The 16,445-nt window shown below is 65.6% G+C and carries 19 protein-coding genes; 6 read left to right on the top strand and 13 right to left on the bottom strand.

Annotated elements, in window-relative coordinates:
- Positions 1-83: 83 nt before the first annotated feature.
- From NDB2M1_RS19840 to NDB2M1_RS19815, 6 genes are read left to right on the top strand one after another with little or no spacing between them, the layout of a single operon-like run.
- Positions 84-1,277 (top strand): aspartate aminotransferase family protein, encoded by a 1,194-nt coding sequence (locus NDB2M1_RS19840; RefSeq protein ID WP_072384480.1) that lies wholly within the window; start codon positions 84-86, stop codon positions 1,275-1,277.
- A complete protein-coding gene (gene argF / locus NDB2M1_RS19835; RefSeq protein ID WP_054123654.1) occupies positions 1,274-2,200 on the top strand; it encodes an ornithine carbamoyltransferase in 927 nt (308 codons plus the stop codon). The genes NDB2M1_RS19840 and argF overlap by 4 nt, the downstream gene beginning before the upstream one ends.
- A gap of 2 nt (positions 2,201-2,202) precedes the next feature.
- Positions 2,203-3,111 (top strand): Hsp33 family molecular chaperone HslO, encoded by a 909-nt coding sequence (locus NDB2M1_RS19830; RefSeq protein WP_054123655.1) that lies wholly within the window; start codon positions 2,203-2,205, stop codon positions 3,109-3,111.
- A 51-nt stretch (positions 3,112-3,162) separates the two neighbouring features.
- Complete coding sequence (locus NDB2M1_RS23225; RefSeq protein WP_253185965.1) at positions 3,163-3,675, top strand: DUF3617 domain-containing protein; 513 nt, start codon at positions 3,163-3,165, stop codon at positions 3,673-3,675.
- A gap of 49 nt (positions 3,676-3,724) precedes the next feature.
- A complete protein-coding gene (gene queC / locus NDB2M1_RS19820; RefSeq protein ID WP_072384479.1) occupies positions 3,725-4,429 on the top strand; it encodes a 7-cyano-7-deazaguanine synthase QueC in 705 nt (234 codons plus the stop codon).
- On the top strand, positions 4,419-5,960 hold the full coding sequence (locus NDB2M1_RS19815; protein WP_072384702.1) for an MFS transporter: 1,542 nt from the start codon (positions 4,419-4,421) through the stop codon (positions 5,958-5,960). Before queC ends, NDB2M1_RS19815 begins: the two co-directional genes overlap by 11 nt.
- A 137-nt stretch (positions 5,961-6,097) precedes the next feature.
- Here the strand turns inward: NDB2M1_RS19815 and NDB2M1_RS19810 are convergent, their stop codons facing one another.
- From NDB2M1_RS19810 to NDB2M1_RS19750, 13 genes are all read right to left on the bottom strand, one after another.
- Entirely contained in the window at positions 6,098-7,204 is a 1,107-nt protein-coding gene (locus NDB2M1_RS19810) for an OmpA family protein (protein WP_072384478.1), read from the bottom strand.
- 198 nt (positions 7,205-7,402) lie between these two features.
- Entirely contained in the window at positions 7,403-7,858 is a 456-nt protein-coding gene (locus NDB2M1_RS19805) for a DUF2793 domain-containing protein (RefSeq protein WP_253185964.1), read from the bottom strand.
- A gap of 20 nt (positions 7,859-7,878) precedes the next feature.
- Complete coding sequence (locus NDB2M1_RS19800) at positions 7,879-10,095, bottom strand: GTA baseplate fiber-binding domain-containing protein (RefSeq protein ID WP_072384477.1); 2,217 nt, start codon at positions 10,093-10,095, stop codon at positions 7,879-7,881.
- A gap of 5 nt (positions 10,096-10,100) precedes the next feature.
- Positions 10,101-10,484 (bottom strand): peptidoglycan endopeptidase, encoded by a 384-nt coding sequence (locus NDB2M1_RS19795; RefSeq protein WP_253185963.1) that lies wholly within the window; start codon positions 10,482-10,484, stop codon positions 10,101-10,103.
- A 23-nt stretch (positions 10,485-10,507) separates the two neighbouring features.
- Positions 10,508-11,338 carry a DUF2163 domain-containing protein gene (locus NDB2M1_RS19790; protein ID WP_072384475.1) on the bottom strand — a complete coding sequence of 277 codons (831 nt, stop codon included), beginning with the start codon at positions 11,336-11,338 and terminating at the stop codon, positions 10,508-10,510.
- Position 11,339: 1 nt separating this feature from the next.
- Positions 11,340-13,694: a DUF2460 domain-containing protein gene (locus NDB2M1_RS19785; RefSeq protein WP_072384474.1), complete on the bottom strand. Its 2,355-nt coding sequence runs from the start codon at positions 13,692-13,694 to the stop codon at positions 11,340-11,342.
- Between the two features lie 16 nt (positions 13,695-13,710).
- A complete protein-coding gene (locus tag NDB2M1_RS19780) occupies positions 13,711-14,289 on the bottom strand; it encodes a tail tape measure protein (protein ID WP_072384473.1) in 579 nt (192 codons plus the stop codon).
- Positions 14,282-14,491: a phage tail assembly chaperone gene (locus tag NDB2M1_RS19775; RefSeq protein WP_072384472.1), complete on the bottom strand. Its 210-nt coding sequence runs from the start codon at positions 14,489-14,491 to the stop codon at positions 14,282-14,284. The genes NDB2M1_RS19780 and NDB2M1_RS19775 overlap by 8 nt, the downstream gene beginning before the upstream one ends.
- On the bottom strand, positions 14,488-14,811 hold the full coding sequence (locus NDB2M1_RS19770; RefSeq protein WP_072384471.1) for a gene transfer agent family protein: 324 nt from the start codon (positions 14,809-14,811) through the stop codon (positions 14,488-14,490). The genes NDB2M1_RS19775 and NDB2M1_RS19770 overlap by 4 nt, the downstream gene beginning before the upstream one ends.
- The gene (locus tag NDB2M1_RS19765; protein ID WP_072384470.1) at positions 14,808-15,215 is read right to left on the bottom strand and encodes a phage major tail protein, TP901-1 family; all 408 of its coding nucleotides are present in this window, start codon (positions 15,213-15,215) and stop codon (positions 14,808-14,810) included. Before NDB2M1_RS19765 ends, NDB2M1_RS19770 begins: the two co-directional genes overlap by 4 nt.
- A gap of 55 nt (positions 15,216-15,270) precedes the next feature.
- Complete coding sequence (locus NDB2M1_RS19760; protein WP_072384469.1) at positions 15,271-15,666, bottom strand: DUF3168 domain-containing protein; 396 nt, start codon at positions 15,664-15,666, stop codon at positions 15,271-15,273.
- Between the two features lie 12 nt (positions 15,667-15,678).
- Complete coding sequence (locus tag NDB2M1_RS22745; protein ID WP_171955455.1) at positions 15,679-15,828, bottom strand: hypothetical protein; 150 nt, start codon at positions 15,826-15,828, stop codon at positions 15,679-15,681.
- Positions 15,825-16,373, bottom strand: coding sequence for a head-tail connector protein (locus NDB2M1_RS19750; RefSeq protein WP_072384467.1), 549 nt, complete (start codon positions 16,371-16,373; stop codon positions 15,825-15,827). Before NDB2M1_RS19750 ends, NDB2M1_RS22745 begins: the two co-directional genes overlap by 4 nt.
- Positions 16,374-16,445 lie beyond the last annotated feature (72 nt).

The raw sequence follows: 16,445 nt of genomic DNA, 5'->3' as shown, positions 1-16,445 counted from the left end.
TGGCGGCCCTCCCGGGTCGCCATTTGTCGTTTACGACAACACTCCCGGCCAAACGGGAGCCGAAGCAGGAAGGAACCCAGCCCATGTCGATCACTCCGTTGATGCCCGTCTATCCCCGGTGCGGCGTGCGTCCGGTGCGCGGAGAGCACTGCCATCTGATCAGCGAAGACGGCACGCGCTATCTCGATTTCGCCAGCGGCATTGCGGTCAACCTGCTCGGCCACAGCAATGAGCATCTGATCGGCGCAATCCAGAAGCAGGCGGCGACGCTGATGCACGTGTCCAATCTCTACGGTAGCCCGCAGGGCGAGCATTTGGCGCAACGGCTGGTCGATCTGACTTTCGCCGACACGGTGTTCTTTACCAATTCGGGCGCCGAGGCGGTCGAGTGTGCCATCAAGACGGCGCGCGCCTATCACCAGCACGCCGGCAATACCGAGCGCTATGAGTTGATCACGTTCAAGAACGCGTTCCATGGCCGTACCCTGGCCACGATCAGCGCCTCCAACCAGGAGAAGATGCACAAGGGCTTCATGCCGCTGCTCGAAGGCTTCCGCTATGTCGACTTCGACGATCTCGAGGGCGCCAAGGCGGCGATCGGGCCCCACACTGCGGGCTTCCTTGTCGAGCCGATCCAGGGCGAGGGCGGCATCCGCGATGCGTCGCCGGAATTCCTGCAGGGCCTGCGCGCACTGGCCGATGAGCACGATCTGATGCTGATCTTCGACGAGGTGCAGTGCGGCGTCGCGCGCACCGGTGATCTGTATGCCTATGAGCAGTACGGCGTGACGCCGGACATCATGGCGAGCGCCAAGGGCATCGGCGGCGGCTTCCCGCTGGGCGCCTGCCTTGCAACCGAAAAGGCTGCACGCGGCATGGTGATCGGCACGCACGGCAGCACTTACGGCGGCAATCCGCTCGCTATGGCCGCCGCCGAAGCCGTGCTCGACGTCGTGGCCGAACCAGCCTTCCTCGAGGAGGTCAAGGCCAAGGGCGAACGCCTGCGTGGCCGGCTCGAGCAGTTCATCGGCAACTACCCGGACATGTTCGAACTCGTCCGCGGTCGTGGCCTGATGCTCGGCGTCAAGATGAAGATCGAGCCGCGTCCGTTCGTCGCCCATATGCGGGACAACCACCAGTTGCTGACGGTGGCTGCCGGCGACATGACTTTCCGCGTCTTGCCGCCGCTCGTCATCGACGACAGCCACATCGAGGAATTCATGGAGAAGCTCTCGGCCGCCACCGCGAGTTACGCGGCAGAAGCTGTGCCGGCATGACCCGGCACTTCCTCAGCCTGAGCGATGTCGGCGGGGATGCCCTCGCCGCAATCCTCGGCGATGCAATGGATCGCAAGGCGGCGCGGCGCGGGCTGCCCAAGGGCCAGCCTGATGCCGATGCACCGTTGAAAGGCCGGGTCCTCGCCATGGTGTTCGAGAAGAACTCCACGCGCACGCGAGTCTCGTTCGACATCGGCATTCGCCAGCTTGGTGGCAGCGGCATCGTGCTTGATGCCGGCACGACCCAGCTCGGGCGGGGGGAAACCATAGCCGATACGGCCCGCGTACTAAGCCGCATGGCGGACGCCATCATGCTGCGCACCGATGATCACGCGAAGCTTGAGGAACTGGCCCACTATGCCAGCGTGCCGGTGATCAATGGGTTGACTGACCTGTCGCACCCTTGCCAGATCGTCGCCGATCTGCAGACCCTGCTCGAACACGGCAAGGCGCTGCCTGGCCTCGAAGTGGCTTGGCTGGGCGATGGCAACAACGTGCTCAATTCGTTTGTCGAGGCGGCGGGGCTGATGAAGTTCAACGTCCGCATCGGCGTACCGGAAGGCTACGACAGCGATCCCGCCTTCATTGCCGCTGCCCGTGCCGGGGGTGCTCGCATCGATACGTACCGCAATGCTGCCGATGCCGTTCGCGGGGCCGACGTGGTGGTGACCGATACGTGGATATCAATGGGCCAGGCCCATGCCGAAGCCAAGCTAGCCGCCATGACGCCATTTCAGGTCAATTCAGCGCTCATGGCGGAGGCAAAACCCGATGCTGTCCTGCTGCACTGCCTGCCCGCCCACCGGGGGGAGGAAGTGACCGACGAGGTGCTCGACGGGCCGCAATCCGTGGTGTGGGACGAGGCGGAGAACCGCATCCACGCCCAGAAGTCGATCCTGCGTTGGGCCTTCGGGCAGATCTGAGCATGTCGGACAGTAGCGCATCCGCGGGAACGACCGGGTTCGACCGGGTCCTGACCTTCACCGTGCCGGATCGCGACGCACGCGGGCGCGTGGTGCGGCTTGGCCCGATGCTTGATGATGTGATCGCGGCGCACGCCTATCCTGCGCCAATTCGTCACCTTTTGGCCGAGGCGCTGGTACTCGCCGCCTTGCTCGGCTCGCTGCTCAAGGATGAGCAGAGCCAACTGACCATGCAGGCGCAGACGCAGGACGGGGTGATCGATCTGCTGGTTTGCGACTACCGCGCCGGCGAACTGCGCGGCTATGCCCGGTTCGACCGGGCGCGGCTCGATGACCTCGGCCCGAGCCCGACGCTCCACGCCCTGTTCGGCGACGGTTACCTCGCGATCACATTCGATCTCGCGGCGACCGATCAGCGCTATCAGGGCATCGTGCCGCTGGAGGGTGAAACGCTGGCGGCGGCCTGCGAAAGTTACTTCTTCCAGTCGGAACAGATTCCGACGCTGATCCGGGTCGGTATCCGCAGTGATGCCAATGGCTGTGTCGCTGGCGGTCTGCTGATCCAGCACTTGCCCGAAGGCGAGGAGGGACGCGAGCGGCTTCACGTCCAGCTCGATCACCCGGAATGGGAGCACATGCGCATCATGGGCGGTGCGGTTTCGCCTGCCGAGCTCGTTGACCCCGGTCTCGACCTTGAGACCGTCCTCTGGCGCCTGTTTCACGAGGAGAACGAAGTCCGGGTGGAGCGAGGCACGCGCCTCGTCAAAGGCTGCCGCTGCAGCGGTGACTATTACCGCTCGGTTCTGGGGCGGTTCGGAGCGGCAGAGCGCGAGGAAATGCGGAACGAGGACGGCCTGATTCTCGTCGACTGCGCGTTTTGCTCGAAGGTTTTCGAGATCGATCTCGACTGATCCATCCGATTCGGTTTGTCGCTGCCAAAGAACACTTTAACGCAGCGCAAATTGGCCTATATTGAATTTCGGCGAACCGGCATGGTGCCGGATCACTTTGGGGTACGCGCCTGCATGATGGACCGCCTGCTGCGCCTCGTTACCCATGTTGCGCTGCGCCCGGTTGTTTGGGCGTTGGGCGCCGCCGCATTTGCGCTGCTGGCCTTTGCGGGACCGACACTTGCTGCGCAGCGGCCGTCGCTTGCCATGCTGGATCTGCTGCAGCCTGGTCAATGGGAAGTGCGCGATCGCGATCTGGCGGGAGGTCGGAGCCGGATCTGCATCGAGAGCGGTCGCCGTCTGATCCAGATTCGCCACATGCGCGAGGCGTGCCGCAGCTTCACCGTGCAGGATACGGCTGATACGGTAACCGTGCACTACACCTGCCCGGGCAACGGTTACGGCCAAACGTCGGTTCGCTTCGAGAGTGCGCAACTGGTTCAGCTGGAAACGCAGGGTATTGCGCAAGGGCTGCCCTTCAATGTCCGCGCCGAGGTGCGACGCGTTGGCGCTTGTACCTCCTGATTTCGCACTGAGGATTGCCACGCGCGGTGCATGGCTTTAGCTCTGCGGCATGGTAGCTGAAGCCGTTTCCCAACAAGCCCCTCTTGCTGTTGTTCTGCTTTCGGGCGGGCTTGATTCCATGGTCTGTGCGGCACTTGCACGTGAGCAGGGCTTTCGGGTTCTGGCGCTGACGATCGACTACAACCAGCGTCATCGCGTCGAGATCGAAGCTGCGCGAGGGATCGCAAAGGCGCTGGGGGTCGAGCGTCAGGTGATCCTCCCGCTCGATCTGCGTCAGTTCGGCGGATCAGCCCTGACGGCGGACATCGCCGTGCCCAAGGACGGCGTGGGCGATGATATTCCAGTTACTTACGTCCCGGCCCGCAATCTCGTGTTTCTGTCGCTTGCCCTGGCATGGGCCGAAGCGGCGGGTGCATCGGATCTCTTCATCGGGGTCAATGCGCTCGACTACTCCGGCTATCCCGATTGTCGGCCGGAATTCATCGGCGGCTTTGAAAATCTCGCCCGGGTTGCCACCAAACTTGGCGACCAGGGCGGCACCGTGCGGGTTCACGCTCCGCTCCAACACCTCAGAAAAAGCGAAATCGCGCAAGAAGCGGCCCGTCTCGGGCTCGATCCTGCGGCCAGCTGGTCTTGCTACGACCCGCTGCCCGACGGCCGAGCCTGCGGCGTGTGCGACAGCTGCCGTTTGCGGCGCGCGGGATTCGATGCAGCCGGGATAGAGGATGGCACCAAGTATGGAGATGACGGATAAGCCGAAGCAATGGTTCGGTGTTGACCGCTACAGCTGGTACGCGCTGCTCGTCCTGGTCATAGTCTACATCGTCAATTTCGTTGATCGTCAGCTGCTGACGATCCTCGCCGTGGATATCAAGCACGATCTCGGCATCTCGGATGCCCAATTCGGCTTCCTCTACGGCACGGCGTTCGGCGTTTTTTACGCCCTTTTCGGTATTCCACTTGGCAAGCTGGCAGACCGTGCGATGCGCACGCGCGTGCTGGCGGCAGGGCTCGCGCTGTGGTCGGTGATGACGGCGCTCTCAGGCCTCTCGCGCAGCTTTCTCCAGCTCGGCGCGGCGCGGATCGGTGTCGGGGTAGGCGAGGCAACGGCCGGGCCCTGCTCGTACTCCCTGCTGGGGGATTACTTCCCGGCGCATCGCCGCGCGACTGCAGTGGCGATCTTCTCTTCGGGTATCTACCTCGGCGGCGGCTTCTCGCTCTACATTGGTACTGCAATTGCAGGCGGCTGGAACAACGCCTTCCCGCTTGCCGAGCGACCGTTTGGACTGGCCGGATGGCAAGCGGCCTTCCTTGCCGTCGGCCTGCCCGGCCTTGCGCTTGCGTTTTGGGTGCGCAGCCTCAGGGAGCCGATCCGTGGTCGCTTCGAGGCACTGCCGCTGGATGGCACTTCTCGCCCCGCGCCTCAGGCTGCGACGCTGGCGGCGTTCGTGCGAGATCTGGCCGCAATAGTCCCGCCATTCACGCTTTTGGCTGCGGCCCGGCGCGGCGCGTCGGCCCTGCTCGGCAATCTCGCCATCGCTGCTGGTCTTGCCATGCTCGGTACGGTGCTTTCGTACCTGATCGGTGATCCTGCGCAGTGGATTGCTCTCGGTATCGGAACATACGCCATTGCGTCATGGGCCATCGCTTTGCGCCACGACGATCCCGAAGCCTTCCGCGTGATTTGGGCTTCGAAGTCCGTGGTCGGGCTAAACCTCGGCTACGGTCTTATGTGCGTGATTACGTACGCCAACTCGGCGTTCGGGCCTTCTCTGGTGATCCGCGAGTTCGGCGCGTCGGCCGGCGCTGTGGCGCTGATTGTCGGGGGATCGGCCGCTATGGGCGGCGCGCTGGGCGTCATCGCTGGCGGGGCAATGGGAGATCGGCTGGCTGGCGACCGATTCCATTCGCGGCGTATCCTTGTGGTGATCGCAGCATTGCTCACATCGCTGGTTCCGAACTGCATCATGCTGGCGACTCATTCACTAACCGTCGTCTACATCTGCGTGTTCCCAATGTGGTTCCTCGCCAGCTGTGCGCTTGGCGGAGCTGCCGGAACGATCGTCAATATTGTGCCGGCTACGACCCGCGCTACGGCAACGGCGGCCTTCTTCCTCTTTGCGACAATGGTCGGCCTCGCGCTAGGGCCCTATGCCGCCGGCAAGATCTCGGGCGCGTTCGGGGCAAACTTGCGCATCGGGCTGGCGGGCATCCTCGTGGTTGTGCCGTTCGCTTTGGTTGCGCTCGAGGTCTGCCGCCGCGATCTCATAAGTCGCGAGCGCTGAATACGCAAACGGGGTGCCGCGCTCGCGTGGCTGCCGCTTTGATGACCTAAATTCCCAAAGCTCGCCTCGGCCGCTTCAGCCAAAAAAAGGGGGCCGGATTGCTCCGGCCCCCCAATCTTTTCCGGCTGCTGCCGAGCTTACATGCCCGAGCCCGGACCGTATGTGATTTCCACGCGGCGGTTCTGGAGTTCCTTGACGCCGTCGGCGGTCGGAACGCGCGGGTTGGCTTCACCGAATGCCTGGCTGGTGATCGAACCATCGGGAATGCCGTGGGCGGTCAGGTAGCCACGGACCGCATCGTTGCGGCGCTGCGACAGGCCGAGGTTGTACTTCGGCATACCCGAACGGTCGGTGTAACCGGCGAGCATGATCGGAACGCTGGCGCAGTTGCCGTAGGCCGTAACTGCGTTGTCCAGGATGGTTGCCGCCTCAGGCGTGATGTTCGACTTATCCCAGTCGAAGAACACGATGTACGGACCCTTGTTGCAGACCGGAGCAGGCGGCGGGGGCGGCGGGGGCGGCGGGGGCGGCGGGGGCGGCGGCGGGGGCGGAGCCGGCGGTTCCGGCATCGGCGCCGGCTTGTCGCCGCCGAAGTTGTAAGCCAGCGTGCCCAGGATCGAGTGCGAGCGCCACTGGCTGTTGATGGCCGCACCGCTCAGTGCGCCATTGCCCACGAAGTTGAGCTTGTCGACGCTGAAATAGCGATACTTCAGACCCAGGTCCCAGTGGCTGGTGAGCGGGGTGCGCACGCCAGCGAGCGCCTGCCATGCGAAGCGAGTGTCGGAGTCGTTGGCACCGCCGAAGCCGGCCGTCGAGATGACATACTTGACGTTAGCAACGCCAACACCGCCACCGACAAAGGCCTGCAGGCCGTCATCGGGACCGAAGTCGAGCAGGCCGTTGACCATGTAGCTCAGGGCCTGCGAACGGCCCGTCAGCGTGCCGCTTGCACGGTCAGCAGTGGCACCGGTGCTGTCGGTGACGCGGTCAGCGCGAGCGCGGCGGTAGCCGATTTCGGACTCGAGGCGGAAGCCACCGAAGTCGTAACCAACGACACCGCCGATGTCGTAGCCGGTGTCGTTCTTGAGAGTGGCGGCGTTAGCGACACCAGCGATCGCAAGATCGGTCTTTTCGACGATCATCGCGCCAGCATCGACCTCGACGTACCAGGAATCCTTCTTGGCGAGCGCCGGCGTTGCGAGCGCCGTCGACGCCAGGGCCAAGCCCACGAGCAGTTTCCGCATTCTCATTTCCCCTTTATTCGAAGTCATGCCTCGGGTGCTCTCGCCATTAGCGGCTCTCGTTTTTGCTTGCAAGCAAACGTGAGTGCAGCCTGTTGCCAAAAGGCAACTAAAACCAGACATGTAAGCCACAAAACCCGCGCGGAGATGGCCTCGCAAATGGCGGCATCCCCCATGACCTGACCAAAAGGGGCAAGCGTGTCAGGCGAGCACCCCTGCAGCGCGTAGAGAAGTCAGCATGGCAGAGATTGCGGCCCGGGCCTGGTTGTCAATGACGCTGCCCCCCGTTGGCGCGGTCGGTGTGGCAGGCACGAGCCAACTGCCTCCCGCGTACACTCGGTATGCGGCGGAAGAGATGTCATAAGCGCGCATTCCCTCGCGCGGGGCAAGGAAGCGCCAGCCGCCTTCGCTCCACGCTGCGATGCGGTCGGTCTGCCCAGCGAACACGCCTGTCGCGGCGGTCCCGACCAGCCAGCACTGTCCATTCGCTGGTGCCGTTGGCGGGCTGGTAACCACTGCTTCGATCGCCGGGTGGAGCAGGGCGTCCAGCGCGACCATGGCCTCGTTTACGGTCAATTCCTTCTGGCTCTGCCCGGCGAACAGCAATGGCAGAGCGTGGCGCGGCGAGGTGGAGGAGAAACTCATGGGGTCAGTCACAGCGGTTTCCTTTGCTCGGGTCAGGCGGGAAAATCGATCCGCAGCGCAGTCGAAGCGGCATTCCGTCCGATCTGGCGGACCGCGAAGTAGTGCGGCGCACCGGTCGGCAAGCCGGCGATCTGGTCCGCCGTGATCGAGAGGGCAGAGGTCGTCGTTTGCCAGCGCAGCACCGGTGTGTCCGGATCACCGAGCGCGATCTCCCAGCGCTCCGTCTCTTCGTTCAATGCCGTGTCGACACCATCGCGCCACAGCCACGCGCCGCGCGCGCGCCGTGTCCACTTGAGTGTGATCGCGCCATCTATCTCGCGGGCAGCCTTGCCATGGACCGGCGAGAGCGGGCGGAGTGTCGCGCTGGGGTCGCTGATCGGCACACTGACAGCCGCCGTGTCGCCAAGGCCAACAGCAACGATGCGCGTCGTTGCCGGATCCCCGATCAGCGAGGGGTCGAGTTGCACGAGATTGTCCTCGATAAGGACAAACGGCTCGCTGGCGAGATGGGTGCCGATGGCCCATTCGGTGCCGCCGCGCCCGCGTAGCAAGTTGCTCAATCGCCACACTCCGTCACCGAGCGGTGCGGCACTTGCGAACTGCACGATTTCGTTGCCAACGCGGGCACGGTTCGCGCCTTGGAGCAACTGCGCGAGGCTCGCCTCGTTCAGGGTCTGATCCGGCGCGGCAAGGGCAATATCCAGCGTCGATGTGCGATCCAGCAGGAGCGGCGAAGCGGAGGCCAAGGTTCCAAGCGTGTGGCCCATTCGTGCCCGGGTTCGGCCGGTCGAGCCGATCGAGACGAGCGCGCCACCATCTCCGCCGAGATCGGCCAGCAGGGAGGCGCCGGTCCAACCGGCGCTGGCGCCTGACGCCGCAGCAAACACCGCAGGGCTGGTTCCGCTGCCGGTCCCGTCCCACGGCAAGGCGAAGGCTTCCAGTACAGTCCGTGTGCGGGCAAGATCGATCGCAGCATTGAAACGCCCGGCATCGGCTGCACCCGCCGGACGGGCAGTGTTCGTGCCCTTTGACGGGCACGCGGTGAGCGACAGCAGAACGCCATCCTGCTGCCATTCCCACTGTGCGACGCGCCACAGCCCAGAGGCGATCGGAGCCTCTACGAAGGCCCCGGGGACAATCGCCGGGTCGATCTCCGTCACGCGGTAGCTGATGGTGTCGGCAGGTCGGGCCGCGCGACGACCTGCGCTGCTGGCAAGTGCTTGCGCTTCGGCTGCACTGAGCGCTGCGGGCAGTTCGATCACTTGCAGGTCGCCCTGCTCACTCCGGCCGATCCCGCGCTGCAACCCCGGCTGGTAGTCCCTCGCCGTATCGTAGTACCGGACGCCGCATTGCCGCACGCGCGGCAAGGGTTCCCGCTTGCGCGACCAGCCGCTCGCCTTGGCTTCGGACGACTGGCCATCCTTGTTCGCTGCCGCTGGCGCCGGCAGCAGCCTCGGCGTCACCAACCCGGTCGGTTCCGCCGCATGAAGCGAAAGGGTGCCCCCCGTTACCGCACAAGCGATGGGCACGGCTTCGGCAATCACCGCGAGCGCATCCCCAGCCGACCCCTGATCGATGCTGAACCCTGCGAGGCTGGTCTCGAGATTGCTGACCGCTGCTTCCGGCAGGATCGCCCGCGCCACGGCGCCGATCGACGTGCTGCCCGCGTCGCCGAGAATCTCGAACGTCAGCGAGGGGATGCGGTTGCCATAATCCGCCAGTTCGAGGTCTTCGAACACGACATAGGCAAGGCCGCGATAGGCGGGACAGCGCGCGCTCCCTTCGGCCTGGGCCATCAGCAAGTCCGCTGCCTGATCGCCATGCCCGAGATGGACCCGCAGCTTGCCGCCGACTTTGAGGTCGCCGTCGGCCCCGCGCAGAAGATTGCCATCGGCCCAGACCCGCCCGATCCCCGCAATCGGCCTGCTGCTCACCGCTACGGCGAACGAGGACGTGTAGGTATAGCTCGTCACCGAAGGCCGTCCCTTGCCGCCGCCCGCCGTATCCTTGTGTTCGACAAGTTCGGTTGCCCAGATCACGCTGCCTGCGGCCCGCATCTTCCCGAAATGCAGCGGCAATGCCGATCCGTAGCTCGATGTCTGGACCGTCAGGTCCTTCAGCCGCGGCCCTTCGACCTTGCGCCCGCCGATGATGGCCGTGTCGATCTGGCGACCGACCAGCGCCCCGATCGCGCCCCCCAGCGGGCCCCCGAAGATGGAGCCGAAAGCGGTCAGAAGCAGTGTAGCCATAAACCTCAGTTCCCGTTTTCATGCTTGGGACCCGGCACGCGCCAGCAACCAGTAACCGGCCAGGGCAAAGCGCCGGGCAGAAAGGTCACCCTTCCGATCCCCGCATGTGCATGGACGAAGCCGCCGGTCGCCGAGACGGCAAGATGCGCCTGAACCGGGTTGACCATCGCCAGCGCCACGTCGGCATCTGCCAGCGCAACCGGTTCGAAAAGATTGGCTTGTGCGAATGGCAGCAGGCCGATCACCGAAGCGGAGCGCAGGCGGTATCCTGTCGGCACGACGGGCTCGATCCCTGCACGGCGCATGGCTTCGGCCACCACCCCCACGCAGTCGAGGCCGGTCGCCGGATCTCGGCCGTGCAAGCGAAACCGCACGCCGACCAGACTCATCGCAGCCTCCGCTAGTACCTTGGTCATCGCGGCGGTGCCGGATAGCGGGTCAGCAGATCGTTTCCGGGCAGGAACGGCTCGCCCTGAAAATTGACCGCATTGCCAAAGCGGTTCGCGCACGTGTCGAGTGTGTGGTCGCAACCCTCGCGCAGTTCGACCCGCGTTCCGACGCTGATCTGCGCAGCTGTTGTCCGGTCAACGAGCAGTGAGGTCCCGTCGACAGCCTCGATTCGCCGGACGATCCCCGCCTCTGGGCCATCGATCCAGCGCAGGGTGCCAAACGCTAGCGAGGAGGCTGGCGGGCCTCCCGCCACACGCACTGAGCTGCCGTCTGCAGACATCGCTGCCAGGCTTGCCTGATGCGTGAACGCCGCGGCTGAAAGCGTGCAGCCCTCGCCGCAGAACTCGGCCCGGCAGGTAGGCGCAGTGCGCGGCACGATTTGCCGTGCCAACAAGTCTTTGACCGATCGCAGCTCGGCGGAAAACCCGGAGCCCTCATGACCAACTGTGCCGATCGTGCCCGCATAGAGCGTCATCCGTTCCAGCGTTTCCCAGTCGACCAGTCCCATCGCGATCGATCCACCGTCGAACCGGCCTGCGGCAAGGTCAGCCTCACGGATGGAATCGTGGCTCAGCGCGCCAGCCACTTCGGCGCTGTCGGCCTCGAAATCCGCGGTGCGCCGGATCGCTGATGGCACCATGCCCGGCGCGGTGCGGTGGAGCAGCCCGTCGAACATCAGATCGCGGTCGTGGCTGGTGAAACCCAGCGTCACGCCGTCGCGCCGTTCAAGCCGCCACCAGATCGCCACAGTCTCGAGCGGCTGACTGAACCAGATCCGCGTGCTCTCGGGCATGTCAGGCATCCTCGCGCAGTTCGATCAGCGGCACGCTCGGCGCCTCTCCGGCGGCAAACGCCGCGCCGGAGACATCAAGCCGGTCTTCGGCGAACCGCACCGGTACATCGAAGAGGAACCCGGCGCGGATTGCCTTTCCGGCGGCCGGGGCATCTGCAAAGACAATCTCGCCCAGCGCATCGAGCGACCAGTTGGTCACCGCCGCGCCGTCCACGCTTACCAGCACGCTTTCCTTGCGCGGCCGGGTAATCCTGCGCTGCTGCGCGTCGAGCCCCGAGCCATATGCCTTGACCAGTGGAAAGCGCGCCTGCGCGCCGTTGCCCGTTCCGATCAGCTGATCAAGCGCGGTTGGCACTCCGATCATCCCGTTGGAGCTGAAGTCGGACGGATCGCGCAGCCTGAACCCGCGCGCCTGGCCACGCCGCGCGCGGAAGAATGCGATCAGGTCGCCCAGCTCGGCCTCCGAACGTACGCCCGGCCCGACATCGAACCGCAGCCGTGCATCGGCCCACAGGCTGTTGCGCCGCTCGAAGCCCGACGCCGTGATCGTCACATTCGTCGAGAACTCGGGCGTGACCGTCGCGGATCGGCCAATCGCAATAGGGAAGAGCACATCGTCGAAGGGCTGCATGATGTCGTCCTCGCTGGCTGCTCCTGCGGCAGCGTCGGGTAAGCGGGTGAAACCGTCGCGAGCCACTTGCGGCAGCGCCCAGATGAAAGTCTCGGCCACGCCCAGCGCTTGCGCTTCGCTCGCCCCCGCGTCGATGAGCGGCCACTGTGCCTCGGCGTCCGCCTTGTTCAGCACGAAGCCTGATAGGTAGTGCTGCCGGGAGCGCGGATAGCCGAGCCGGGCTTCCGCTTCCGCGCGTCCCCGTGTCCGGCGCGCCTCGAACCCGGCCGTCAGCCAGTCATAGTCCTCAAGCTGCAGCACATCGAACGCGGGCGAGGCCCACCCGGTCGGCAGGTTGGCCCGCCGCGCCTCCGGTGTTGCAGGGTCCAGAACCGTCGGCAGAAAAGTCAGCAGCAGCGTCTCGCATGGTGCGCTTCCCGCCGCCGTGCGCACCGCCGCTGTCAGGCTCGCAGTCGAGGCCGCCAGCAGCGCACCCGCCGCATCGAGCAGCGATTTCTGCGCAGCATTCAGCGGCGCGCCAAGATCAGGAATGACCACCGGGTTCCCGCCCAATGCCGCCTTGGCCGAGTCATCATAAATGCAGATCTTGCGGTCTGCGGTCACCCACCACCAAGGCTCGCCAACCTGATAGCGGACAGGCAGGCCCGCCTCGGTCAGCAATCCGGCGAGCCGAACAGCCACCTTGCGCAACCAGCCCATAGCCGCCGAGTTGGCTGGCGAAAGCAGCGCCGAAGGCGTCGACCATCCGGTCCGCGCGGGCGTTCCGTCTGCCGTCCGCTGCTGCCAGGCTGCCGGACAATGCTGCGCCAGCAACTCATATGATTGCGACAGGATAACCGTGTATCCCATCGCCTTCGCAGCCGACAGAAAACCGCTGTGCCAGCGCTCTGCCGCAGCATTGAGCGCAGCTAGCGCCGGGTCGACCACGAAACCATTCGTACCATCCGGCGACAGCGGGAAGAAATGGCTCATCCCCACGTAATGATTGATGCTGCCGCGATAGCCGAGACTGCGAATGCTGCGCAGCAATCGAGCCGGCGTCTGGTTGTAAGCATCGTCATAGCCGGTCGCGATGCAAAGCCCATGCGGTGGCACCATCACATCCCCGATGGTGAGCATCGGCTTGTGCCCGCTGCAGCGCATCGCGCTCAGTTCGGCCCAGCCCGTCACCGCCGATGCAAAAGGCGTCGTCGCTGTCGCTGAATAGCCCGGAGAAACGAGCGAAATGAACATCCGGTCGATATCGGAAGGATAGACCAGGTCGGCCTCGCCCGGCAGCAGGAATCCGCCAGCAAGCGAGGAGAACGGCAGTGTCACCACCGCATCGGTCGGCGTCCCCACGGCATAGTTCCACAGCCGCACATACCAGCCGCGTGGATTGCCCGCTGCATCGCGCCCTTCGATGGTGAGCGTCGGTCCGTTCACCGCATCGAGCGGCAGCACCCCGCTCGAACGCCAGCGGAACGACAGCGTCAGCCGGGCATAGTCACGGTCTGTGTCATAGGCGAGGAGCGGGTGATCCCACCGGTCCGCGCTTTCCCAGATCAGCCCGATCAGGTCGTTCGCCTTCTGGAATACCGCATCGACGCGCAGCGCATCCGGTGCCGTCGTCACCACCGATGCCATCGCCGGACGCGGAAAATCGACTGTCCAGAACCGCGGATCGAACCGCTGGATCGTGTCGGTCGCCTGCACGGTGCGACGGCTTGCCAGCCAGAAGCTCATGGCCCCTCGTTCCTTCTCAATAGTCGCTCAGGGCCCGGCGCACCGCCTGCGCCACCTGACGGCTGGAGCGGCGCAGGCTTTCCGGGCTGCTGCTGCCTTCCGGTGCTACCACCCGGATCGAGACATTGACCGAGCGGTTCCCGCCGCCACCGCCGCCAGCATTCACTTGTCCCGCCGAGGTCGGCACAAACAGCTCCGGACCGCGTTCGCCCACGATGTAAGGCCGCCCCGGAGAGACCGGCCCACCCGTCGCGCGTCCCGGCAGGCCGAACAGCGAACCGATCAGGCTGCCGATACCGAGGATCCCGCCGCCTCCGCCCGCGCCCGCACCACCGATCCCGATCGAAGCGAGGCCGCTGCGCAGCGCTTGCGCCGCGATATCGTCGATGACCCTCAGCGCGATCTTGCGCAGATCCTCGAAGCCGAGGCTGCCGCGCCGCACAGCACTCAGCAGGCCGCGTTCCAGCACGTCACTGCCCCGGCTAAAGCCGTCGACCAGGATCGAATCAAAGCTGCTGCGCATCTGGCCGATATCGCTGGCAAACCCGTCGGTGCTGGCCCGCACGTCGACGACCAGCGTTGAAAGACTATCCATGCGTGTCGCGCTCCATCATCGCGGTCAACGTCGTGCGGTCGATCCCGTCTCCGGGCGGCGGGGCGGCGGCCATCGCGATCGCCATCAATTCTGCCGGCGTCGCTGCCCAGAACGTATCCGGGGTCCAGCCCACCAGCAGCGCTGCCTGGCCGGCCAGCCGCGTCGCCGTCTCGCCAAAGCGTACTTCGGCCTTGGCGCTCATCCGCCGCCCTTCAGGACCTGGACCAGCAGGCCGCGCAGTGCCGGCGCGCAGGCGGCAAGCCCGGCCCGTGCCACCGCCTCGGCAAAGTCCTCGCGGCTCTGGTCTGAGGGATGCGCCAGACAATGCCAGAACAGCGCCACCATCTCGCCCAGCTTGAGCTCGCCGCCGCTCGCCCGCTCGACGAGTGCGAACAGTGGCCCCAGCTCTTCCTCGGCGGCCACCAGCGCGCCGAAGCTCGGACGCAACACATGCATCACGCCGTCCAGCAGCAAGCCGGCCTCACCGCGATGCGGATTGGCGATCACATCCGCGCCGCTCATACCTGCGCCACCGCGCCCGAGCTCTCGAGCGAGAGCGTGTAGTTGCGCTCGCCGTTGAAATCGCCCGCATAGTCGAGCTTCTGGACGAGGAACTTGCCGCGCATCTTCTCGCCGCCCTCGAACGAGAGCTCGTAGTCGGTGATTGTCCCGGCCAGTGCATTGCCGCGCACTTGCGCCTCGGCGGCGCTGCCCAGGAAGATCCCGGCCGCGCTCACGCTCACCGAGCGCGTGCCGGCGCCCGACAGCAGCTCGCGCCATCCCCCGGAATCCTTGCTGGTCACCACCACCAACTCGCCATTGATCGACATCTGCGTCGTGCGCAGCCCGGCCACGGTGTTGTAGGTCGGCGTTGCGGCGCCATCGCTGATCTTCAGCAGAAACGCGCTTCCCTTCTGTGCAGGCATCTCGGTTCTCCTGTTTGGTAGGATGTGATCGTCAGGGCAGTGGGACGTGGCGCGCTCAGGCCGCCAGGACCCGTGCCCGGTATTCCAGCACCAGCGCACGCAGCGCCTCGCCGCGCTGCTCGGCCCGGGCCTTGAGGAATGTCAGGCTGGCGATGCGGAATCCGGCTGCGCTCTGGTCTGCCGGCAGGCTCTCCATCCGTGCCTCGAGCGCGCCGATCAGGTCGGCCTCCGCCAGTTGCTCGTAGCCCCGGTAATTGAGCTCCAGCGCGATCCTTATCTCGCGCCCACGCCCGCTCTTGTTGCTCCAGTCGGTGCTCGCGCTCGCCGTCAGCGCAAGCCAGGGCAGCGCGGTCCTGATCGGCGCTTCCTCGACAATCGCGTTGAGCCCGGCGGCCAGGACCGGATCGCCGGCAAGCCAGCCGATGACGGCCGCACGAAATGCCAGTTCCATCGCTCACTCCTGTCAGAGCAGGGGCCACAGCCACCGCGGGGATCGCCAGTTGGCGGTGTTGTCGGGCGCAGCGCGCTGTGCGGCCCTCGCTTCGGCAATGCGCCGTGCGGCGGCGATCAACTGCTGCTGCACTTGCGCAAAGTTGCTGCTGGTCCTGCTCATGCGATGCGCATCCGCCGCCAGGGCCGCCACAGCGCCGCCACCGAAGCCGGCGGCCCGGCCATCGCCTTGTCATTGTCCCGCGCGCGGTGCTGGTAGGCGGCCCAACGCACGATCCCCTGCTGGATCGCGTCGGGCAGCGTGTCCCAGCTTTCGGCCATCCCGGCTGTGAACCTTACCGCGACACGGGTCTGGTCGATGGGCTGCGCCAGACGCATGCGCCCGGTGCCATCACCGTCGATGTCAATGTCGTAGCCGTTCGGAGCCAGCGCCGTGCGCGTGCCATCCGTGGCCACGGCCACCACGCCGGTAATCGCCCTGACCGGCCGCGTCGCCAGCGATTGCCATTCGCCAGTCGCGGTCAGCACTTCCTCGCAGCCCGATACGAGCGGCATCGTGCCGATAAATCCTTCGCACAGCTCCAGTGCGGTCCTGATCAAAGCTGTCAGCTCCGCGTCATCGCGCGTCATGCTGATGCCGAGCCAGGCCTTGAGCTCGGCGAGCGCCGTCGGTGCCAAGGTCGGCGGCGCGGTAATTGCCCGCTTCATGGCAATCTCCGGTGTTCGGGGGATGCAAACATCCCGCGCAGGGAAAGGGGGCGTCCGCGGCGTGAGGGGAGC

Source organism: Novosphingobium sp. NDB2Meth1 (assembly GCF_900117425.1).
Classification (GTDB): Bacteria; Pseudomonadota; Alphaproteobacteria; order Sphingomonadales; family Sphingomonadaceae; genus Novosphingobium.
The sequence above is the reverse complement of the archived record's forward strand: the minus strand, read 5'-3'. Positions and strand labels throughout refer to the sequence as shown.